Source organism: Pseudomonas sp. UYEF17 (assembly GCF_040546125.1).
Taxonomy (GTDB): Bacteria; Pseudomonadota; Gammaproteobacteria; order Pseudomonadales; family Pseudomonadaceae; genus Aquipseudomonas; species Aquipseudomonas putida_Z.
This window is the reverse complement of sequence record NZ_JBEPNE010000001.1, coordinates 302572-324263: the sequence shown is the minus strand read 5'-3', so window position 1 is coordinate 324263 and position 21692 is coordinate 302572. Positions and strand designations below refer to the sequence as shown.

At 60.4% G+C, this 21692-nt stretch carries 19 protein-coding genes and 1 pseudogene; 11 read left to right on the top strand and 9 right to left on the bottom strand.

What is annotated here, in order from left to right; genetic code table 11:
• Nucleotides 1-236: 236 nt before the first annotated feature.
• Together ABIB24_RS01545 and ABIB24_RS01540 are read left to right on the top strand one after the other, a co-directional pair.
• A complete protein-coding gene (locus ABIB24_RS01545) occupies nucleotides 237-815 on the top strand; it encodes an NAD(P)H-dependent oxidoreductase (protein WP_274078419.1) in 579 nt (192 codons plus the stop codon).
• A 164-nt stretch (nucleotides 816-979) separates the two neighbouring features.
• Nucleotides 980-1363 carry a MerR family transcriptional regulator gene (locus ABIB24_RS01540; RefSeq protein ID WP_137164188.1) on the top strand — a complete coding sequence of 128 codons (384 nt, stop codon included), beginning with the start codon at nucleotides 980-982 and terminating at the stop codon, nucleotides 1361-1363.
• 180 nt (nucleotides 1364-1543) lie between these two features.
• On the opposite strand, the gene ABIB24_RS01535 is transcribed toward ABIB24_RS01540, so the two are convergent.
• A complete protein-coding gene (locus ABIB24_RS01535; RefSeq protein ID WP_137164817.1) occupies nucleotides 1544-2503 on the bottom strand; it encodes a LysR family transcriptional regulator in 960 nt (319 codons plus the stop codon).
• 100 nt (nucleotides 2504-2603) lie between these two features.
• Here ABIB24_RS01535 and ABIB24_RS01530 point away from each other — a divergent pair, with 100 nt between their 5' ends.
• The 4 genes and pseudogenes from ABIB24_RS01530 to ABIB24_RS01515 form a co-directional block, all read left to right on the top strand.
• Entirely contained in the window at nucleotides 2604-3356 is a 753-nt protein-coding gene (locus ABIB24_RS01530) for an SDR family NAD(P)-dependent oxidoreductase (RefSeq protein WP_274078420.1), read from the top strand.
• Nucleotides 3357-3552: 196 nt separating this feature from the next.
• On the top strand, nucleotides 3553-4854 hold the full coding sequence (locus tag ABIB24_RS01525; protein WP_354316011.1) for an Nramp family divalent metal transporter: 1302 nt from the start codon (nucleotides 3553-3555) through the stop codon (nucleotides 4852-4854).
• A gap of 225 nt (nucleotides 4855-5079) precedes the next feature.
• Complete coding sequence (locus ABIB24_RS01520; protein WP_354316010.1) at nucleotides 5080-6405, top strand: SDR family oxidoreductase; 1326 nt, start codon at nucleotides 5080-5082, stop codon at nucleotides 6403-6405.
• A 224-nt stretch (nucleotides 6406-6629) separates the two neighbouring features.
• Nucleotides 6630-6824 (top strand): annotated as a pseudogene (locus ABIB24_RS01515) (con-10 family general stress protein); the annotation flags it as partial.
• A 90-nt stretch (nucleotides 6825-6914) separates the two neighbouring features.
• Here ABIB24_RS01515 and ABIB24_RS01510 read toward each other — a convergent pair.
• Nucleotides 6915-8267, bottom strand: a complete 1353-nt coding sequence (locus tag ABIB24_RS01510) for a cation:proton antiporter (RefSeq protein WP_354316085.1) — start codon at nucleotides 8265-8267, stop codon at nucleotides 6915-6917.
• 198 nt (nucleotides 8268-8465) lie between these two features.
• Here ABIB24_RS01510 and ABIB24_RS01505 point away from each other — a divergent pair, with 198 nt between their 5' ends.
• Nucleotides 8466-9323, top strand: coding sequence for an SDR family oxidoreductase (locus ABIB24_RS01505; protein ID WP_354316084.1), 858 nt, complete (start codon nucleotides 8466-8468; stop codon nucleotides 9321-9323).
• An 86-nt stretch (nucleotides 9324-9409) separates the two neighbouring features.
• Here the strand turns inward: ABIB24_RS01505 and hutH are convergent, their stop codons facing one another.
• The 4 genes from hutH to ABIB24_RS01485 all read right to left on the bottom strand — a co-directional run bounded on the left by hutH (nucleotide 9410) and on the right by ABIB24_RS01485 (nucleotide 13670).
• Nucleotides 9410-10933, bottom strand: coding sequence for a histidine ammonia-lyase (gene hutH / locus ABIB24_RS01500; RefSeq protein ID WP_354316009.1), 1524 nt, complete (start codon nucleotides 10931-10933; stop codon nucleotides 9410-9412).
• 11 nt (nucleotides 10934-10944) lie between these two features.
• Entirely contained in the window at nucleotides 10945-11778 is an 834-nt protein-coding gene (locus ABIB24_RS01495) for a quaternary amine ABC transporter ATP-binding protein (RefSeq protein WP_081742278.1), read from the bottom strand.
• Nucleotides 11775-12626 (bottom strand): ABC transporter permease, encoded by an 852-nt coding sequence (locus ABIB24_RS01490; RefSeq protein WP_137164191.1) that lies wholly within the window; start codon nucleotides 12624-12626, stop codon nucleotides 11775-11777. The genes ABIB24_RS01495 and ABIB24_RS01490 overlap by 4 nt, the downstream gene beginning before the upstream one ends.
• Nucleotides 12627-12701: 75 nt before the next feature.
• On the bottom strand, nucleotides 12702-13670 hold the full coding sequence (locus tag ABIB24_RS01485; protein WP_015270114.1) for an ABC transporter substrate-binding protein: 969 nt from the start codon (nucleotides 13668-13670) through the stop codon (nucleotides 12702-12704).
• 199 nt (nucleotides 13671-13869) lie between these two features.
• Between ABIB24_RS01485 and ABIB24_RS01480 the strand changes: the two genes are divergently transcribed.
• Nucleotides 13870-14784 carry a LysR family transcriptional regulator gene (locus ABIB24_RS01480; protein ID WP_015270113.1) on the top strand — a complete coding sequence of 305 codons (915 nt, stop codon included), beginning with the start codon at nucleotides 13870-13872 and terminating at the stop codon, nucleotides 14782-14784.
• A gap of 22 nt (nucleotides 14785-14806) precedes the next feature.
• On the opposite strand, the gene ABIB24_RS01475 is transcribed toward ABIB24_RS01480, so the two are convergent.
• Nucleotides 14807-17359, bottom strand: a complete 2553-nt coding sequence (locus ABIB24_RS01475; protein ID WP_354316008.1) for a bifunctional diguanylate cyclase/phosphodiesterase — start codon at nucleotides 17357-17359, stop codon at nucleotides 14807-14809.
• Between the two features lie 619 nt (nucleotides 17360-17978).
• Complete coding sequence (locus tag ABIB24_RS01470; protein WP_015270586.1) at nucleotides 17979-18215, bottom strand: hypothetical protein; 237 nt, start codon at nucleotides 18213-18215, stop codon at nucleotides 17979-17981.
• Nucleotides 18216-18648: 433 nt separating this feature from the next.
• Here ABIB24_RS01470 and ABIB24_RS01465 point away from each other — a divergent pair, with 433 nt between their 5' ends.
• The 3 genes from ABIB24_RS01465 (at nucleotide 18649) to ABIB24_RS01455 (ending at nucleotide 20660) form a co-directional block, all read left to right on the top strand.
• The gene (locus tag ABIB24_RS01465) at nucleotides 18649-19086 is read left to right on the top strand and encodes a DUF3592 domain-containing protein (RefSeq protein ID WP_354316007.1); all 438 of its coding nucleotides are present in this window, start codon (nucleotides 18649-18651) and stop codon (nucleotides 19084-19086) included.
• A gap of 10 nt (nucleotides 19087-19096) precedes the next feature.
• On the top strand, nucleotides 19097-19675 hold the full coding sequence (locus ABIB24_RS01460; RefSeq protein ID WP_137164195.1) for a hypothetical protein: 579 nt from the start codon (nucleotides 19097-19099) through the stop codon (nucleotides 19673-19675).
• 493 nt (nucleotides 19676-20168) lie between these two features.
• The gene (locus ABIB24_RS01455; RefSeq protein WP_274078423.1) at nucleotides 20169-20660 is read left to right on the top strand and encodes a GNAT family N-acetyltransferase; all 492 of its coding nucleotides are present in this window, start codon (nucleotides 20169-20171) and stop codon (nucleotides 20658-20660) included.
• A gap of 68 nt (nucleotides 20661-20728) precedes the next feature.
• Here the strand turns inward: ABIB24_RS01455 and ABIB24_RS01450 are convergent, their stop codons facing one another.
• Entirely contained in the window at nucleotides 20729-21685 is a 957-nt protein-coding gene (locus tag ABIB24_RS01450) for an aliphatic sulfonate ABC transporter substrate-binding protein (protein ID WP_075045444.1), read from the bottom strand.
• Nucleotides 21686-21692: the final 7 nt, after the last annotated feature.

Below are 21692 nucleotides of genomic sequence, written 5' to 3'. Positions count from 1 at the left end.
TGTCCGCTTTGGGTCGATAGCAGCCGTTCGTGAAAGCATTCCCAAACGGACTCAGCCCTGTCCAAATGTTCTTCGGGGATCCTGACACATTACGTTCCTGCGCCCACTCATTCGACAGTTTGCCGGGCTACACCCGAGCGCTGCTGGACTGTTTGTCTCTACCGCTAACCGGCAACGCTTGACTCTACCGTAAGGGGCAGACTTTACCCTTGGCTCTTCATCACCTGGAGTTCGTCATGAAGAGCAAACGCATGCTCGTAATCCTCGGCCACCCTTCGAACGACAGCTTTTGCGGCGCTGTGTCCGAACGTTATGTCGAGGCCGCCACGCAAGCAGGTCATGAGGTGCGCCTGCTGCGCCTGGACACCCTGGATTTCGATCCGGTCTTGCACGATGGCTATAACCAGGTCCAGTTGCTTGAGCCCGACTTGATCAACGCACAGAACGACATTACCTGGGCCGAACACCTGACATTGGTGTACCCGATCTGGTGGGGCGGCATTCCGGCGCTGCTCAAGGGGTTCTTCGACCGCGTGTTTCTGCCCGGTTTTGCCTTCAAGTACTGCAAAGGCTCGCCCTTCCCGGATAAGCTGCTCAAGGGCCGCACGGCTCACCTTCTGGTGACCATGGACACGCCGCCGTGGTACTACCGGTGGGTGTATCGCATGCCGGGCCTGCACCAGATGCGCAAGACCACCCTGGAGTTCTGCGGCATAAAAACCCTGAAAACCCTGACCTTCGGTCCGGTATTGGGCTCCAGGCCGGAACAGCGTGAAGCCTGGCTCAAACAAGTCCAGGCAGTCGCCAGCCGCTGATCGGCCCCGGTCGTATCGTGCCCCTGCGCTGCCCAGCCGAGCCTCCCTGCTGCGACACCTTGTCCAACTTGGCTTCCAACCCCCTGACGCTTGTGCAAAGATGTCGCGCGCCGTACGAGCACGCGACATCTTTTCGCTTCCGATGCGTCAAAAAAGGGATTTTCATGTACATCGGCAAAGCCGCCCAGCTGTCGGGCACCACCGTCAAAAGCATTCGACATTACGAAGAAATCGGCCTCTTGCCCCCCCCGCAACGCGAAGGCAAGTACCGCATCTACAGCCAGCAAAGCGTAGAGCTGCTGACCTTCATCAAATGTGCTCAGCAACTCGGTTTCAAACTCAAGGAAATGCAGGCCATTCTGCAGGATCATCGCGGCCAGGAGCTGCCCTGGGATCTGGCCATGCAGGCCATCAATAACAAAAAGCAGGAATTGATGGGGCAGATCCAGGCCTTGCAGCAAGTGCATGACGGCTTGGTAGAGTTTGAGCTGAGCCTCAAAGATGCTCGGATGCAATGCCAGTTCGAACACCTGGAAAAAGCCCGCTGAATCCGCACCGCCGCCCCTGAACGGCCATGGCGCCCCGTGCCGTTTTCAACACGCAGGCGCCCCGGCGATTTAGCCTGGCACAGCCTCACCCCGCGGCTGCTCGCCCTCTTGCACTGCTGGTTGCGGCACAATCGAGGCAAAGAACCACGGCGAAATCAGCATTCTGTAGATGAACCAACCTTACTCCAGCCCTGCTCGCTGAATATCACCTGATGACTCATACCCAGGCGCCCAACGCCACGTCGGCGCGGACAGGTGTTCAAAGAAGAAATCGGAAACAGCTCTGATCTTCACTGGCCGAGTTCGCGCAGACGGTGTCACGAAATACAAGCCGCCCCGAGTCATACTCCACTCAGGCAAGATTCTTTCCAGGCGCCCATCCGCCAGATACTCACTCGCGATGAACTCAGGCAGTTCAGAGATGGCCATCCCTTCTAGCAGCATTGGGATCATCGCCTCCGAATTAGTGACACGCAAAGGCCCGGTAGGCACGACATCCTCTTCTACTCCAGATATATGCGTGAATCTCCAGACTTGCGTCCGAGCACGGTAGGCGTAGCTAAGGCAAAGCATACTTGCAAGCTCTCGGGGGTGCTTTGGCCTTCCGTGCTGATTGAGGTAGGCCGGTGAGGCGACAAGAAACTGAGTCACGGCACACAGTTTTCTAGCCACCAATGAAGAGTCGGGCAATGCAGCGATCCTCAAGGCCGCGTCGAAACCATCCGCGATCAGGTCAACCGAAGCGTCGGACAAATGGAGGTCTACCGAGAGCTCTGGATACTGCCGAATGAGTTGGGGCATCAAGGGCGCGACCCATCTCAAGCCGAACGACATGGGGATCGCGAGGCGAACCAGGCCGCGAGGTCGAACGGAGAGCTCCATTGCCTCGCCTTCCACCTCTTCGGCCTGTCGGTAGATTTCCCCAGCCTTGCCAGCCATGCTCTGGCCGAATTCGGTCAATGAAAGTTGTCGAGACGTGCGGTTGAACAGGCGCCCCCCCAGCCGCTCCTCCAGCCGTGCTACCGCCCTGGACACTGTGGGCACTGAAACGCCCATGACTCTGGCGGCGGCTGCGAACGAGCCCTCCTCAGCTACCTTGGCAAACATCGCCAGCCCTTCAAAATCCGGAAGTTTGCTCATTTCATTTCTGCAACGATGAGTTTCCAACAATTCTATTTTGGTTTTTCCCGGTCGTCGATACGCTTCTCCCAACGCAACATCACAAACACCGGAGATGATCATGACTGGCAAGCTTGAAAACAAAATCGCAATCGTGACTGGCGGAACCTCAGGCATCGGGCTGGCGACCGCCAAGCTTTTCGCTCAACAAGGCGCACGAGTATTCATCACCGGGCGCCGCCAGGTGGAGCTGGACAACGCCGTCGCACAGATTGGTAGCGCAGTCGGGGTTCGAGTGGATTCTTCCAAGCCGGACGAACTCGATGCCCTGTACCAACAGGTGGCTGCAGAGCACGGGCAAATCGACGTATTGTTCGCAAACGCAGGCGGTGGCTCGATGTTGCCTCTGGGAGACATTTCTGAAGAACACTACTACGACACTTTTGATCGTAACGTCAAAGGTACGCTGTTCACGGTTCAGAAAGCGCTGCCACTTCTGGCTCAAGGCGCTTCAGTGATTTTGACCGGTTCCACTGCCGCCAGCTCGGGCACACCCGCATTCAGCGTGTACGCGGCCTCCAAGGCTGCGGTGCGTGCCTTCGCCCGTAACTGGATCCTCGACCTTAAAGATCGCAACATCCGGGTCAACACCATCAGCCCCGGCGCGACTCGCACCCCGGGTCTGGTAGACCTCGCCGGGCCGGACGCAGCTCAGCAGCAAGGCCTGCTGGACTACCTGGCATCGCAGATTCCCTTGGGGCGCGTCGGCGAGCCTGAAGAGATTGCCAAAGCCGCTCTGTTCCTGGCGTCCAGCGACGCCAGCTTCGTCAACGGGGCCGAACTGTTCGTCGACGGTGGCCAGGCGCAAGTCTAACGAGTAAAGGCCGCGACAAATGCGGCCTTCCCTCACTGTTTGAGGAAGCCTGTCAGTTTCGTCTCGACCGTTCTATGGACATTGCCCCTTACCTCGAAACATTAAGAAATATTTTTGCTGAAATTTAGGTTGTACGACATCCTATCTACTGTGATCGACTACGCTCCGCTCTCACAAAAAAAACAATGGAGTCACCATGTCGAGCATACCTTCTGTCGAGGGGAAAACTGCCGTAACCCCTCAAAATCGCCTGTCAAAGCTGATCAAATTGCTTGGCCCCGGCGTCATCGCGGTTCTGTCGTGGTTGGGGGCAGGAGATCTGATAACCTCATCTGTCGCCGGGGCGAACTATGGTTACGCCATGATGTGGGTGCTGGCCGTTTCGCTCCTGCTCCGATACCTGATCGTAAACATCATCGCCCGCTTTCAGCTGTGCAATAACCAAGGGATGACCATTCTGCAGGGCTATGCGCAGCTGCACCCGGTGTTCGCCTGGTTCATGTTGGCCTATGCCCTGTTGATGGGGCACCTGATGAACGCCTACATGATCAAGGGTGCGGGGGAAGCGCTGGCGATGTTGCTGCGGATCGACTACCCACTGCTGTGCTCCATGGCCGTGGTGCTGGCCGTGTGGATGCTGGTGGGGCGCAACATCTACGCAATGATCGAAGGGGTCATGAAACTACTGTTGGCGGTGATGACCTTGGCCTTCCTGGCGCTGGCGGTGATGTCCGGCCCCGACGTGGCGGGTATCGTCAAAGGCACCATCGGCTTCAGCATTCCAGCCGATGAAGGCGTTCACGGCGCACTGCTGGTAGCAGTATCGGTGATCGGTGCCGTGGCAGGCTCGGTAGCCAACTTCGTGCACCCCTATGTCATGCGTGAAAAAGGCTGGGTCGGCCCGCAACACAAACGCATCCAGCGCAACGACCTGCTGTTTGCGGTATTCGTCGGTATCGTCATCAACCTGGCGATCTGGATCGTCGGCGCGGAAATCCTGCGGCCCAACGGCATCGAGGTGAAAACGCTTGGCGACCTGGGCAAGGCGTTGGAACTGTTCTTCGGCCCGATCGGCTGGTACATCTTCTTCGTCGGCGTATTCGCCACCTTGTTCGCCAGCATTTCTGGCAAGACCACTGCGTTCCCCATGCTGATCACCGACGCTTTCCAGCATGTGAAGCCCGAGCGGCGCGAACGCTATGGAAAGGAATTCCACAACGACCCGATGCACAAATGGTTCATGTTGTTCATCCTGGTGACACCACTGGCCTGGTCGATCCCGGGTATGCCCGACTTCGTGACCCTTACCATCGGTGTCAGCGCGCTGAACATCGTCGGCCTGCCGGTGATCTCGCTGGGCCTGCTGATCATGTCCAACCAGAAATCGCTGCTGGGCAAGGCGTACCGCAACAACTGGTTCGAAAACATCGCGCTGGCCTTCGCCACTGGCCTGGCGTTATGGGTAGCCTTCCAGCTGGCAGTGGACCTTATCGCCTGAAGGTAACGGACAGCCCTGGCTCAATGTTCGCCAGGGCTGATCGGCGCTGCGCCTCGGCCTGATACCGGCGTGACCGGTATTTTTCTGCCTGCATTCCATTACGCAGCCTACCACCGGACTTGTTGGTCTGAACTTTACGACCCGCCTTGGCTTCCCCTGCATATCCATCACGCAAAGATGCCTAGCAGAAGGCTGACATTTTCGAGATCTACAGGGGTTCGCACAATGATCGATCAAGCGACAGGTATGAAATCAGGTGAACGCTATCGCGTGGAAAACGTGGAGCGGGCACATCAGTTCCCAGGCTTCTTCCAGGACGGGAAGTACTACCTCGGCCCTGAGCTTCTGACCGCCGTGGGTTGGATCGAGGGCACGCGTTTCATCTACGACAGCGTGGATGCCGAAGGGGAACCCGTGTTTCCGAACCGGGAGGCTGGCACGGTTGAAGGGCTGACGTTGACCCTGGTCGACGGCACCGCTCTTGAAATCTCTCGGATCGAAGCCAGCGAAACGATCGCGCCAGTTGACGACCAGACTACGTCTGGCAAAGAGCGGGAATCGCCCCGAGAGGGCTATCCGAGCAGAGGGCCGCTGCGCGGCAAAGTCGTGGTCATCACTGGCGCTTCCAGCGGTATCGGCCGTGCCGCCGCGCACGCATTTGCCTGCAAGGGTGCTCGCTTGGTGCTTGCCGCGCGCGATGAACAAGCGTTGTTCGACGTCCTGGACGAATGCACCGACTGCGGGACGGATGCCATAGCGATCACGACCGATGTCACCCGCAACGACCAGGTGCAAGCGCTGGCCGCGCAGGCAGCAGCATTTGGCCGCGGACGGATCGATATCTGGATCAACAACGCTGGCGTTGGCGCGGTCGGCAATTTCGAAGAAACTCCACTGGAGGCCCACGAGCAGGTCATCCAGACTGACCTGATGGGTTACCTGCGCGGCGCTTTTGTAGCCCTTCCCCTGTTCAAGGCCCAAGGCAGCGGCATCCTGATCAACACGCTGTCACTGGGCAGTTGGGTGGCCCAACCCTATGCAGCCGCGTACTCGGCGAGCAAGTTCGGCTTGCGTGGGCTGACTGAGGCGCTGCGAGGGGAATTGACGGCGTTCCCCGAGATCCACGTGTGCGATATCTATCCGGCCGTCATGGACACACCGGGCTTCCGAGACGGCGGCAACTACACAGGCCATGCGCTGACGCCTCCGGGCCCTGTATATGATCCCGAACTTGTGGCGAAGGCCATGGTGGCCTGCGCAATATCACCACGCGCTCACACCACGGTCGGTGCCACGGCCCGCCTGGCGCATCTGGCCAGTTACCTGGTACCAGGCCTGCCCCTGTTATCGGGGTGGCTGACGCGTCGGGGAATAAACCGCAGTCCCAAAGCCGAAACATCATCAGGCAACCTCTTTGAGCCGCCGAGTGGCATGAGGAGTGTCGACGGGGGCTGGAGGAAATCAAAAGACAAGACGCCTGTACTGATCGGCGCAGCGGCGCTTGGAATGATCGTAGGTTTTGCAATCACCCGTTCACGACGCAGGAGCTGAACGATTGGGCCGTCAAACTCGACGCAAGCCAGATCCTTCCAAAAGGTTGGCGAACAAAGCTCTGTGGCGCCACAGTCGCCCGCACGGGTTCTTTCGCGCAACCCGTCGGGCCGAGCAGAAAGCAGTGGAGCAAACGCCCCCCTGCCTGACGTCCGAGTTGAACACAGACTTTCCTGTGTGACGACATGAGGTGAAAGATCATGGCTGACAACCAATCCAATCGTGGCCACCAAGGTGGTACCGCACAGAACAACCCAGACAACTTTGCCAATGACCGTGAGAAGGCATCGGAGGCAGGTCGCAAAGGCGGCCAGAGCTCTGGGGGCAATTTTGCCAACGACCGTGAGCGCGCCTCCGAGGCTGGACGCAAAGGCGGACAGAACAGTCACGGCGGCGGTCGTGGTAGCGAAAATCGCTAACTTGAAATGAGTTCGGCCAGGGTGCACGGCGCCCTGGCCTTTTTTCAAATTGAACGCAGCGGCCACCACACGTGCTGCGTCGGTTTCAAGCTACACCGAAGCAGTGAGCCGCCCTTTCCACGCTTCGTATCTGGCAAGCAGCGGTTGAACGCTCAATCCGTGCAGCAGAATGCTTAGCGCCACCACCGATAGAACCAGGTTGATATTCTGCGCGGCTGACGTGGCAAGCAGCCCGTGATTGAGGGCATAGAACAGATAGTAGAAACTGCCGATTCCTCGAATGCCAAACCATCCCAATAGCCCACGCTGCCGGATATCCAGCATTCCTCGAGCCGGAAACACGAGGATGCTCAAGGGACGAATCAGCAGGAAAAGCGCTGCGGCGACGATCAAGGCCCGCCAGTCCCAATGCTCGATGAGTACTACCCCGAGCATGGTCACCAGAAACACCTCCATTGCCCGTTCGATCAAGCTGCCGAAAGCCAGCATATCCCCCAACATGATGCCTGCTGCCACCTGCGAGTCGTCGAGGCCTTGCACATCACCTTTGACGGCCATCTCCGGCGCCACATGCTGGTGGCCTACCACGGGCTGTACCAGGTGTTCAGCAGCCGGCTCTTCGGGGCCATTGGAGGTCTGAACCTCTGCCTGGCGTAAACCGAGGCCAGCAGCGAACACCGCTAAAAACCCATAGGCCTGAACCGACTCGGCGCTCACGTAAGCCAGCGCAATCAGGGCAAGGGCCAGGTAGTCATTGGGCGACACGGTACTGTCGTCGTTGCGCAGGCGCAAAAAGAGCGTGAGCTTGCCCAGGCCGCGCCCCATCCAGTAACCAAGCAACAGGCCTGCGGTCACTGCCCACAGCATGTCCTTGAACAACCAGTCACTGAACCATGCCTGGCCGGTATCCTGCTGAAGGAACAACCCGAGGATGACGAAGGGGAACGCCACGCCATCGTTGAGCCCTGCCTCGCCAGACAAGCTGAAACGCACCGGATCATCATCCCGGGCATCAACCACCTGTACCAGGGTGGCAAGCACGGGGTCTGTGGGTGCGAGTATCGCCCCGATCAATACCGATATGCCCCACCCCAGGTTCAGGCCATGATGCAGCACCAGCGTTACCCCACCGATGCAGGCCAACATCACCGGCCCCGCCAGGTAGAAGGCGCCCCACCATCTGCGGTCATGCAAGGGCAGGCGCAACTTCAAGCCACTGAAGAACAGCGAAAACAGGACTGCGACTTCGGTGAGGTGCTCCATCCAGCCGCTCGCCTTGCTCAGGTCCAGATGAAGAAAACCCAACCCCGATGTGCCCAGGCCGATACCCAGGGCAAGGCACACCACGGACGAAGTCACAGGGATCCATCGCAGGTAGGAGGATGAGAGCGCCAGTAGCAGCAAGACGGCGCCCAGCATGGCGAACCAGACGATGAAGGTCATCTGCGCACAAGCCTTGAAAGAGTTTTCGACTACATTTTGGACTTTCTGGCGAAACAGGTCGTTCCGCTGCATTGCACGTAACTCATTGGGCAATGTACCCCGCACCGCTCATCGTACCGAATGCAGATTGAAACCAACAAAACCAGGGCCAATCGTTTCAAACCGGTATTAACGTTCTCAACTGCAGGAGCGACTACCGTGCGAGACTTCCCTACTCCGCCCTTCCCCTCTCAGCCTCAAGACGTCCCCGGTTCTCAGCGGAAGATGGAGCCGTATCCAGACTGCGGAGAGCAGTCGTATACCGGTCAGAACCGACTGGAAGGCAAAATTGCACTTATCACTGGAGCGGACAGCGGTATCGGCCGGGCGATAGCCATTGCCTACGCCCGCGAAGGAGCCGACGTTGCCATCGCCTACCTCAATGAGCATGAAGACGCGCAAGAAACAGCGCGCTGGGTTAAGGCAGCGGGCCGACAATGCCTGCTGTTGCCAGGGGACTTGGCGCAGAAACAGCACTGCTACGACATCGTCGAAAAGACAGTCGAACAGTTCGGGCGTATCGACATTCTGGTCAATAACGCGGCGTTCCAGATGTCCCACGAAACCCTGGAAGAAATCGACGATGATGAATGGGTAAAAACCTTCGATACCAACATCACCGCCATCTTCCGAATCTGCCAGGCGGCAATCGCTTCCATGCCAAAAGGGAGTTCGATCATCAATACGAGCTCGGTCAACTCCGACGACCCCTCTCCAAGCTTGCTGGCCTATGCAACGACCAAAGGTGCGATTGCCAACTTCACTGCTGGCTTGGCTCAACTACTCGGAAAAAAGGGAATCCGAGTGAACAGCGTGGCACCGGGGCCTATCTGGACGCCTCTGATTCCCTCCACCATGCCAGACGAAGCGGTCAGGAACTTCGGCTCGAAAACACCGTTGGGCCGTCCTGGGCAACCGGTGGAAGTCGCCCCGATCTACGTATTGCTGGGCTCCGACGAGGCCAGTTACATCAGTGGTTCACGTTACGGAGTTACTGGCGGCAAACCGATCCTCTAGAAAATCGTTGGGAAAACATGCCGTACGGACGCATCCCGTACGGCACCCGGCAGCCATAACGCCTACACAGCGCACGGATGCATCGGTCATAGCAGCTCGGGGAATGCAGCGCCAAGCAGGCCCGGATCCTTCAGGATCGATGCGCTGCTGGCGATATCCGGGGCCAGCCAACGGTCCTGGGCATAGGCTGGAACCCGTTCGCGCAACAACCGCCAGGCAACGTTGGTACCCGCGCCAAAGCGCTGCTCCTTGAGGAACTCGAATGCCTGGGCCGCCAACAGGTATTCGATGGCGAGGATCTGCGTGCAGTTCTCCAGGGCGCGGTGCAGCTTCAACCCGGCATTGGTGCCCATGCTCAGATGGTCCTCCTGCAGGCCGGAGGTGACGTAGTTGTCGACGACTGCCGGTTGTGCCAGCTGACGGTTTTCCGCACACAGTGAAGCGGCCACGTACTGGACAATCATCATGCCCGAATTCACCCCCGGCTGGCTGACCAGGAAGGCCGGCAAGCCGCTGACCAACGGGTTGATCAGGCGATCGAGACGACGCTCGGCAATCGCCCCGATCTCAGCCACCGCGATAGCCAGCAAGTCGGCCGCCATGGCCACCGACTGGCCGTGCGGATTCGCCTGGGAAACTACCCGATACGACTCGGGCGTACCCAGCAGCATCGGGTTGTCGGTGGTGGAGTTGAGTTCGGTTTCGATCTGCCGCGCAGCGTGTTCCAGCTGATCGCGCGCGGCGCCATGAACCTGCGGGATCGAGCGAATGCTCAAGGCATCCTGGGTGCGAATGCCTTGGCTGCTGGCAATGATTTCGCTGCCGTCGAGCAGGCGCCGCAGGTTACTGCCCACGCGCTGCATGCCGGGGTGCGGTTTCATCGCGATGATTTCAGGGTCGAAGGCATCAAGCTGGCCGCGCAGGGCCTCGAAGCTCATGGCGCTGATAACGTCCGCCCATTGGCTCAACCGAGTGGCGTCGTCCAGCGACAAGCAGCTCAGGCCGGTCATGCAAGGGGTACCGTTGACCAGGCACAGGCCATCCTTGGCACCCAGTTTGACCGGCGCCAGGCCGACCTCGGCCAAGGCCTGCTGCGCCGGCATGATCTGGCCGCGATAACTGACCTGGCCGACGCCCAGCAAGCTGATGCTGATATGCGCCATGTGGGTCAGGTACCCCACCGACCCTTGCTTCGGCACCTGCGGGGTGATGCGCTGGTTGAGCAGGGTCAGCAGCGCCTCGACCACCTTGCGCTGCAGGCCGGAACGGCCCTGGCAGAAATTGATGATCGCCGCGCACATGATCGCCCGGGTCTGTTCATCCGACAGCGCCGTACCCACGCCACAGGCATGGCTGAGCAAAGTGTTGTGCGACAGCTGGCTGAGTTGTTCGTCCTGCAACGAGACATTGCACAAGGCGCCAAGCCCGGTATTGACGCCATAGGCGCGGTCACCGCTGGAAACGATGCGCTGGACAATCGCCTGGGCGTTCTCGATCCGCGCCCAGGCCGATGGGGCCAGCTCAAGCTTCGCGCCATGCCGGGCCACAGCCACCACGTCCTGCCAACGCACTGGCGCCTCGGCGATGATGATTCTTTCGGCAAACGACATACACGCGTTCCTTAAAGCGAAGCTACGCGACGCTGCACGAAACGATCGACGTATTCGTCCGCAGGCTGGTAGAGGATTTCTTTCGGTGTGCCGACCTGGACCAGGCGACCGTCCTTGAGAATGGCAATCCGGTTGCCGATACGCACCGCCTCGTCCAGGTCGTGCGTGATGAAGACGATGGTCTTGTGCAGGGTCTTCTGCAGCTCCAGCAACTGGTCCTGCATTTCGGCGCGAATCAGTGGGTCGAGCGCACTGAAGGCTTCATCCATCAGGATGATGTCGGTGTCGGCAGCCAGGGCGCGGGCCAGGCCGACGCGCTGACGCATGCCACCCGACAACTGGTGCGGGTACGACTTTTCGTAACCCTTGAGGCCCACGGTGTTGATCCAGTGCAGGGCACGCTCTGTGCACATGGCCTTGCTCTCGCCACGGACTTTCAGGCCGTAGGCGACGTTGTCCAGCACGGTGCGGTGCGGCAACAGGCCGAAGCTCTGAAACACCATGCTGATCTTGTGCCGGCGGAATTCGCGCAGGGCCTCCATGTCGTACTGCAGAATGTCTTCGCCATCGACCAGGATCTGGCCGCTGGTCGGGTCGATCAGGCGGTTGAAGTGGCGCACCAGGGTCGACTTGCCCGAGCCCGACAGCCCCATGATCACGAAGATCTCGCCGCTGCCGATGGACAACGAGAGATCGTTGACCCCGACCACGCAGCCGGTTTCGGCCAGAACCTGATCCTTGGCTTTTTGCTGGCGGATCAGTTTCAGGGCATCTTCGGCGCGAGCACCGAAAATCTTGAAGACATTCTTGACTTCGATCTTGTTCATTGTCTGTTTGGCGCTCATTTGCCCACCCCATGCCGTGGTCGGCCATAGGCCTGGGTAATGCGGTCGATCACGACTGCCAGAATCACGATGGCCAGGCCCGCTTCGAGGCCGCGGCCCACATTCAGGGTCTGGATGCCGACCAAAACGTCTTCACCCAGGCCACGGGCACCGATCATCGAGGCGATGACCACCATCGACAGGGCCATCATGGTGGTCTGGTTGATACCGGCCATGATGCTCGGCAACGCCAGTGGCAGCTGCACGCCGAACAGTTGCTGCATGCGATTGGCACCGAAAGCGTTGATCGCCTCCATGACCTCGCCATCCACCTGGCGAATGCCCAGGTCGGTCAGGCGAATCAGCGGCGGCGCGGCATAGATGACGGTGGCGAAGATCGCCGGCACCTTGCCCAGGCCGAACAGCATCAACACCGGTATCAGGTACACGAAGCTGGGCATGGTCTGCATGATGTCGAGCAGCGGCATCAACACCGCCCGCAGGCGATCGTTGCGCGCCGACAGCACACCCAGCGGAATGCCGACCAGGACCGATATCAGCGTTGCGACCAGCATCAGCGCCAGGGTCTGCATCAGCTTGTCCCAGAGGCCGACCGCGCCGACCAGGAACAGCAAGCCGACGATCACGGCAGTGGTCACGACTTTGCGGGTGGCGTGCCAGGCGATACCGGCGACGATGGCCAGCATCAGCCACCAGGGCAATGCGCGCAGCAGGCCTTCGAGGTTGACGATGGCCCACAGCAGGGTGTCGGAGATGTGCCGGAACACATCACCGTAGTTTGTTACAAGCGCATCGACCCAGCCATTGACCCAGTCGGCAATGGAAAACGTGAAGTTCTTGGGAAACATGGAATTCTCTCGAGCAAGTGCATGAAACGGACTGTCGCGTGCCTTGTCCGGCAGGAGCCGGACGAGCCCACACGCTCAGAGTGCCGCGTCCACCTTTTTGGCTGCGTCTTCGCTGACCCAGCTGTGCCAGACCTCGGGGTGCTCCTTGAGGAACAACTTGGCCAGCTCCGGCGACTCGATGCGATCTTTGCTCATGCGCGCCAGGTTCTGGTTCAGCAGGTCGATCGGCAGATTGACCTTTTCCAGCACCGCCACCAGTTCCGGCGCCTGCTCGTGGAAGGCCTTAGACAGGCCCACTTTGATGGTCAGGGATTTATCCACGCCTGGCTTCTCGTCCAGCTTGACCAGGTCGACCAGGCCCATCAGCGGCGTCGGCGACCAGTAGTAGAACAGGATCGGCTCGCCACGCTTGTAGCTCGACAGCACGGCGGCATCCAGTGCCGGGCCGGTGCCCGGGCGGAAGTTGGTGTAGCTGCTTTCCAGGCCGTAGTGTTTGAGCATCTCGCTGTTGTCCAGCTCGCAGGTCCAGCCGGCCGGGCAATTGTAGAAGCGCCCCTTGTCCGGTTCTTCCGGGTCTTTGAATACCTGGGCGTATTGCCCAAGATCGGCGATGGTCTTGAGGTTCGGTGCCTTGGCTTCGAGTTTGCGCTTGGGGTCGCCTTCGATCACGTAACGCGGCACATACCAGCCTTCGACCGCGCCAACGACCGGCGCGCCGACGCCAACGACCTTGCCGGCAGCGGCAGCCTTGTTCCAGACCTCGCTGCGCCCCACCCACTCTTCGGCAAACACCTGAATGTCGTTGCTGCTCAGGGCGTTTTCCATGGAGATGGAGTTGCCCGGCAGGCTGTCGGTTTCACAGCCATAACCATTTTTCAGCACGAACTGCATCACGTCCGTGAGCAGCATCCCGCTTTCCCAGTTCAATCCGGCGAATTTCACCGGTTTGCCAGACTCGCACCAGCCGGCCGCCTGGCTGGCACCAGCGGCCGCCAGCAGCCCGAAAGATAGTGTCGTGGTCAGCAGAGCCTTTGTAATTTTCATTGTGACGCTCCCAAACAAGAACATGGATTGCAGTAGTCGAGGGCATCCGGCCCAAAGAGGGTCGCCAAACTGGCTGATCAGCCTTGCAATCGGCATCGGCGTGGCACCTGTGATCGGTGGCCACTGCACAGAGGAAATATTTCACAACCTCAAAAAAGGATAAAATAATATGTCCTGATGTATCACAACGGAAAAACCTATGAAGTTCACACTGCGACAACTGCGCTACGCGCTCGCAGCGGCCAAGCACGGGAACCTGACGACTGCCGCCATGGAGCTTCATGTTTCACAGCCCTCCATTTCGGCGGCCATCAGCGAATTGGAAGAGGTGCTGGGCCAATCGATTTTCGTGCGCCAACGTGGCCTCGGCATATCGCTGACCCCGTTCGGGCGTACCGTCATGGTCCAGGCCCGTCGCGTTCTGAGCGAGGCTCGGACCTTTGCCGAGATCAATGCCAATGCGGGAGAGTGTGTCGGAGAGTTGGTGGTCGGGTGTTTTGAAGACCTGGCGCCCTATTGCCTGCCACAGATCGTGCGCCGGATGCAGGAGTCCTGCCCGAGGGTCACGGTCGATATGCGCGAAGGCAGCTTCGATTATGTTGGCAAGCGGCTGAGTGAGGGCGCGATAGAGCTGGCGATCACCTACGATCTGGGTCTGCCGCCGAACACTCAATGCACCCAGCTGTGCCAGCTGACCGCTCAGGTACTGCTGGCTGCCGATCACCCGTTGGCCAAGGAATCGCGCGTCAGCCTCAAAGCGCTATCCGAATACACTCTGGTAGTCACCGATCAGGTCCACAGCTGGCAGCATGTGCTGGACCTGTTCAGCTTCTACGATCTTTCACCCGCCGCTGTACACCGTGTGCGCACCTTCGAGATGCAGCGTAGCCTGGTCGCCAACGGGTTTGGCGTGGCGCTGATCTACACCCGGCCATTTGGTGACCGCAGCTATGATGGCCAAGCGCTGGTGTGTCGGCCGACCGAGGAGAAATTGCCAACGCACAGCATCGTGCTGGCGCATGATCAGCGCTATCCGCTGACGCCTTCGGCTGAGGCGTTCAAGGAGCTGGCAGTGGCATGGTTCGCGGAGCGGCCGTCGTTTGCATCCGAATGAAACTGCCCTCCTCTGCGAGGCGTCATTGCGCTAACGATACCTGGTCTTTCATCATCCCCATCAGTATCTCGTTTTCCAGCGGTTTGCTGAGCAAAAAGCCTTGTACTTCATGGCATTGGTCATCGCTGAGCAAGGCCAGTTGCTCGGCGGTCTCGACACCTTCGGCAGTCACCGTCATGCCCATTGCATTGCCAAGGTTGATGATGGCCTGGACCACGCTACGGTCGCTGCCGCTCTTGCCCAGGTGCTGCACGAAGCGCTTGTCGATCTTGATGCTGTCGAACGGGTAGGTACGCAGGTAGCCCAGCGAAGAGTAACCGGTCCCGAAGTCGTCCATGTTCAGGCGCACGCCCAGCTCCTTCAGTGCAAGCATGGTGTGCAGTGCGCCTTCGACATCGTTGAGCATGACGTTCTCGGTAATTTCCAGCTCCAGGCGGTGGGCTGGCAGCCCGGTGGCGCGCAACGCGTTGCCGACGTCGCGAACCACATCGCTGCGGCTGAACTGGGCCGGCGACATGTTGACCGAGACCATCACCGCCTGCGGCCAGCCCCGCGCCTTGATACAGGCTTCCTGCAGCACCCAGTTGCCAAGCAGCACGATCAGGTCGGACTCTTCGGCAAGCGGGATGAAACGATCCGGGCGGAGCAAGCCCAGGCGCGGGTGTTGCCAGCGCACCAGGGCCTCGGCCGATGCGATCGAGACCCCATCGACCTTGAAGCGCGGCTGAAAATGCAGCACCAGCTCGCCACGCGGTATGCCCTCGCGCAGCTCGCTTTCCAGCACACGCTTCTCCATCAATGCTGCGTTCATCTGTGCCGAAAAGAAGCGCCAGGTGTTCTTGCCCGCCTGCTTGGCGCTGTAAAGGGCCACATCGGCGTGCCGGATCAGGTCGCTCGGCGTACCGGGGTACTCGGCCGACAGCACTACACCCAGGCTTACCCCCACTTGCACGACATGCCCTTCGACCTGAATGGGGCGTTTGATCGCCTCGATCACGCGCATGCAGAATCGGTCCATGTCCTGGTGATCGCCTGGCCGGGTCAGCACGACGATGAACTCATCGCCTCCCAGACGGGCGACCAGATCACTGTCACGGGTAACTTGACCGAGGCGGCTCGCTACCTCGAGCAGCACCGCGTCTCCGGCCGGATGCCCAAGGCTGTCGTTGATTGGCTTGAAGTTGTCCAGATCGAGCATCAACAGCGCCACCTTGGGTAGCTCAGCGCCAGGGGCTGATTGTTCGAGGAAACGGAACAGCTTGTTGCGATTCGGCAGGCCGGTCAGGGCGTCGTGCAAGGAGAGGTGTTGAATCTGGGCATGGGCGGCGACTTCGTCGGTGATGTCGCTGCACGTGCCACGAAAGCCGGTACACACGCCCTCGGCCACGATCGCGCGCGAAGCGATCCTGCAGATACGCTGCTGGCCTAGATGGTCCTGGTACTGGCAGCGCAGCGTGCCGGAGGAGCCTGTCGCGGCCAGGCTGTGCAGCGAGGTCCGGAGGTTGCTGGTATCACACGATAGCAACTCGGTAATCGGGCGCTGTCGCCACGCTTCGACGGGGTGCCCGGTGAGTTCGGTGAACCGGTCCGAAAGGTAGGTCAGGCGAAGAAGCGCATCAGTTTCCCAGATCCAGTCCGAGGCAGCTTCGGCCACTGCCTTGAAGCGCTCTTCACTTGATTGCAAGGCAACCCTGGAAGTCACCAGAGCACGGTGGCTGCGATCGATCCTGGTGCTGGCGCGGATCGCATAGCGTGCAAACAATGCCATGCTCAGCGCGATGAATAGAACGGCGATAGCCAAGGGCGCGATTACCGTGTGGATCAGTTCGGTGCCGGGCTGCGGTATATCCCATGTCAAGGTGTGGCCGCTGCCTTCGAGTGGCAGGGCTCCGCGCCCTTGGCGCTGATCGGCCGAATCGCCCACGGCCAGGCCGGACAACCCGGCCGCCTGGCCCAGCGGCAAGAGCACCTGTGGCGACAGAACCCGAATGAACACCAACACCGCAGTTGGTCCCGGCGGGCGGGCCGGCTGGGTCTGCGGGCGGATCAGTGCAGCGACGTACACCGCCGGCTGGCCACGAAAGACCAGATAGCCTGAAGACGCCTGATCGTGCTGCGCTGCTTGCCGAGCCTCCTGCAGGATCTTGCCGGCACTGACGGTATGCTGCTCCAGGCCCTGCTGGCTGAGCTTACCGTCCAGTATTGCGTACCGTGTACCGTCGTCATCGAGCACATATACGCCTTCGTACCCATCGGAGGTATAGAGCGTGGCGCCGACATTGTCCTCGTCGTATGCCCAATGTGCATCGACCTGCCCGCCCAAGTGATCATAGGCGGCCTGCCAGTTGGCATGGGTCAGCAGGAACGTCTTGTCATTCTTCTGCAACTGGGCCATCGCGGATTCTGCATAGAAGCGGCTTTGCTCCACTTCTCGGGCGTCCAGTGCCCCGGCGAGGCGGTAGAGGGAGAACAGCCCCAGCAACAAGGCCAACAGCAGAATCAGGGAAAACGCCACGATCAGTTGCCCGACCACATCACTGCGGGTCGACATTTCATTGTCAGCAAAGACGTCCATTGGTTCACCATCGCGGCCTAGGGTCTCCCGGTTGACCGGGCGGCAGGCTTGGAGGTCGATGGAGCTGACGATCGGTGGTTGGCGAAAGGCAACCTAAAGCCTGATACGGGCCAGGTTGGATAACGGTTCTGGTGCGTACCGCGGATAACGACCCATAACTGTCGTTTTGCCCAACGGCGATCATTGTGGGAGCGGGTTTACCCGCGAACACCGGCACAGCCGGTGCCATCCACCGCGGCGCCTGCTTCGCGGGTAAACCCGCTCCCACAGGGCCGGCGTCGCACTTGAGATCACGCGGTACCTGTGGGAGCGGGCATGCCCGCGAACACCGGCACAGCCGGTGCCATCCACCGCGGCGCCTGCTTCGCGGGTAAACCCGCTCCCACAGGGCCGGCGTCGCACTTGAGATCACACGGTACCTGTGGGAGCGGGCATGCCCGCGAACACCGGCAAAGCCGGTGCCATTCACCGCGCCGCTTGCTTCGCGGGCGCGCCCGCTCCCACAGGTACTGCGCGGGCTTTGAGTTGGCGCTGAACCTGTGGGAGCGGGTTCACCCGCGAAGAGGCCCTCGAGGTCAATCACGGCTGCCGCTTGAGTCCAACAAAGCCCAAACGCTCGTCAGACACCCGGCACCGTCTTCCGCCCAACCAGCTGCTGCCTCTCCACCCCATCCAGCAACGCCTCCACCACCGCCTTGGCCGAATCCAGCCCATGGTCATTGCTCAACAACAGATCACGACAGGTCCCCTTGGCCAGCTCCAGTGCCTTGAGATTGGTCGCAAACGCGCCTTTGAGCAGCGTGGACAGATGCACCAGCGCATCTTCGTAGTCCACCCCAGAACGCACGGCAAACAATGGCGGATGGCTGCATTCGCACGTGGAGAAACTGGAGGACGCCGTGGTGGCGCGTACGGGAGGATCGGGTAAGCCTTTTGTCATTGTGTCGCTCCTTGATTCACTGGAGCCGCCACACAACGTGACCAAACGAATGGGTGGCGACTGTACGCGGGTTGGTCAACCGGGAATCAAGGAAACCGGCGCGCACGGAGGCGCCCCACGCACAGCCGCCATAAAACGAAACAGCCGGGCACAAAAAAGCGCCAACTGTATCGCAGAGCGGGCGCTTGTGCGCCTTTCCCGCACACAGAGTACGCGTCGCACTTACGAAACCAGTTATCTCTTAACGTGACTTACCTGTGGGTCCCATGCCCGCACGCTTTGTGCTTGACAGGGCCTTCTTGATTGACTGCAATGTCCGACGTTTCAAGGACGACACAAGGAACCTGCCATGGCCAAGACGCCATCCTCGCCTCTGGGCGACCTGCTCCGAGCCCTGGTTTTCATTCCGCTGGGCCTGTGCCTGCTCTCCCTCACACTGTGGCTGGTTGAAGACCGGCTGGGCTTTGTGGCTCAGGCCCAACGCGCCCAGGGCAATGTCAGCGCGCTGAACGCAGGCGGAAGCCATCCACAAATCGACTTTACCGACACCACGGGCAACGTGATCAGCTACCCCGAAAGTGGGTTGATCTTTGGCTACGCGGTAGGTGACCAAGTGGGCGTGTTGTACCGCCCCGAGGCGCCCACTGCGACCGCTATCATCGATGACCGAGGCGCGCTGTGGGGCGCGAGCTTGCTGGCTGGCCTGTTCGCGCTCGTGTTCACCTCTGGAGGCGGCTACCACCTGGCCGCATGGATTCGCCGACGCCGGATGGCGCGGTCCGTATAAGGATATTCACATGCAAATTCCACTGCCTGTCAGCGTGAGTGACTGGCGTTACAAGACCGCCAGCGGAGGCGGTTTTACGGTTGTATTCGCGGCCGCTTCTGGCGGTGCATTGACCCTGACCGACCCCCAGGGGGCCGATCATCAGTTTCGCTACGGATCGCTGGGGGTCGGCGTAGGCCTCGGTGCGCGCTTGCCACGCTTCGGCAAGGTCAACTTGCATGTGCGTGGCAAGAGCATCGGGGCGGCGGGCGCGAGCGAGGACTTCCCCGCAGTCGGCAGGGTGCTGGTGGCTGATTCGGTCGCTGCCCGGGGCCTGGTTCGCGAGGACTTTGAAGGCCCTTGTATGTTCATCGAAGGCGGCGTAGGGCTGATTGGTGGCGCCAGCGGATCGGCAATGCTGTTCGGCCTGGACGCCAAGCTGTTAGCGATGACTGCCGCTACGCTAACGCCGGTAGGCAACCTGCTGCTGCCGCACGACAGTGCAGTGCGCCTGCTGCACTCGGCAAAGGGCGTGATCACGGCTGCCGGACTCAACGTAGGGCTGCAGGCCGGTGCTGGCGCGACGATTTCCCTGGGCGGGCTGTTCTAGATTCAGTTAAGAATGGCAGCTAACCACTCTCGGTGCGCTGCCCGCTTTGGGCAGCTTGAGTGGGTGCATTGTTTCCGGCGAATGGCAGCTTTCGACCCAAAGCAGACGCTGAAAAAAACTGATGTCGTGAGTGCCATGCGCACTCTGTGGGAGCGGGCGTGCCCGCGAACACCGGCGCAGCCGGTGCCAGTCTCCGCGTTTGATTCTTCGCGGGCGCGCCCGCTCCCACAGAGATTGCTGTTCGGCTCACTGGCAGCAACGGGTCGTTGGCAGCCCTTCGCGACTGGCCACTGTCGACCAACAACGGACGCTGCGCCAGACATCAAAGCCGGACGGATCACTTATCGGAGCTGAGTGGCTTGCCAAGGTCGATCGTTAGCCATTAGTTCTTGTTTCGTCTGGCGGGGCTGGCGTTGAAGCAAGCCATTGCAAACAGGCCTGAAGGTGCCATAGGCTGCCTTTCCATGAATCGGCCACTGACACTGGATAAACGATGATCGAACTACAAGGATGTGGAGAGTTTTCAGGCTTGGAGTGCCGGCCTGTCGGGCCCGCTGACGCAGAAATGATCTGCTCGCATCGCCAGCAGATGTTTCTTGAGGCAGGTGGCGACCCTGAAAAACTGCAAGTCATGACTCAGCACTTTCGCCCATGGCTGGAAGAGCGGCTCGGTGACGGTCGGTACTACGGTTTCAAGCTCATGGATGGCGACCAACCTGTCGCAGCCATTGGCTTGATGAGCATTGATTGGCCTCCCCATCCATCGCACCCGACCCTGGACAAGCGAGGGTACGTGCTGAATGTGTTCGTCCACCCGGCCTATCGCCGCCGTGGCCTGGCTTCAGCCTTGATGCAGGCAGCCGACGCCGAGTTCGCTCGCCGAGGCATCACCTTCGCTGTCCTGCACGCAACCGAGACGGGTAAACCGGTCTATGAGCAAACCGGTTGGACTGGAACGTCGGAAATGGCCAAATCCATTAGTTGATAGTTACCGCTTTCGCCCGAAAGCGGACATTGAAAACAAGACAGAACAAACCAAACAGACTACCCACGCTAGTCTGCAACCGGCTGATACAAGCTCACCGCCTTGGCATCCACCGCCTTGGGCAACAGTCCCTCGCGGTAGAACGCATCGGCGATGCGCTGCTGTTCGGCCAGGTTCTCCGGCTTCACCGGCTGCACGTCGTAGCTGCGCCGGGCATTGGCCTGCTGCACCGTGGCACTGTCCAGGTTGCCCCACAACGGCCCGAGGATGCGTGCTGCGGCCGCCGGGTTGGCCTTGGTCCAGACACCTGCCTCACGCAGGGCCTGGTACACCTGCTGCAGCACCTCGGGGTGAGCCTGGGCATAGTCGCTGCTGGCCAGGTAGTAGCGCTGGTAGCTGGCCAGTTCGCTGCCATCGGCCAGGATGCGGGCGTTCTGCTGGCGCTGGGCGCTGGCCACGTAAGGGTCCCAGGTTACCCAGGCATCGACCTTGTGGTTCTCGAAGGCGGCGCGGCCGTCGGCAGGGATCAGGTAGGCCGGGGTGATGTCCTTGAAGGTCAGCCCGGCCTTGGCCAGGGCCTGGATCAGCAGGTAGTGGCTGCCAGCCGCCTTGGTCACCGCCACGCGCTTGCCCTTGAGGTCGGCCAGGGTCCTGAGTGGCGAGTCCGCGGGCACCAGGATGGCCTGGGCCGTTGGCGAAGGCGTCTCCCGGGCGAAGTAGGTAAGCCTCGCGCCAGCAGCCTGGGTGAATACCGGTACGGTGTCGGCAACATCTGCGGACAGGTCGACATTGCCCAGGTTCAGCGCCTCCAGCAAAGGCAGGCCGCTGGGGAACTCGTGCCAGCTGACGCGAATGCCCTCGGCCTGCAGGCGTTGTTCGAGGCTGCCGCGGGCCTTGAGCAGAGTCAGCAGGGTCGAGGATTTCTGGTAGCCGATGCGCAGGGTCTGTTCGGCGCTGGCGAGGCTCGGCAGCAAGGCGCTGGCCAGCAGCGCCAGGCCAAGCTGGCGCAGGGGTTTGAAGGACATGTAGAGG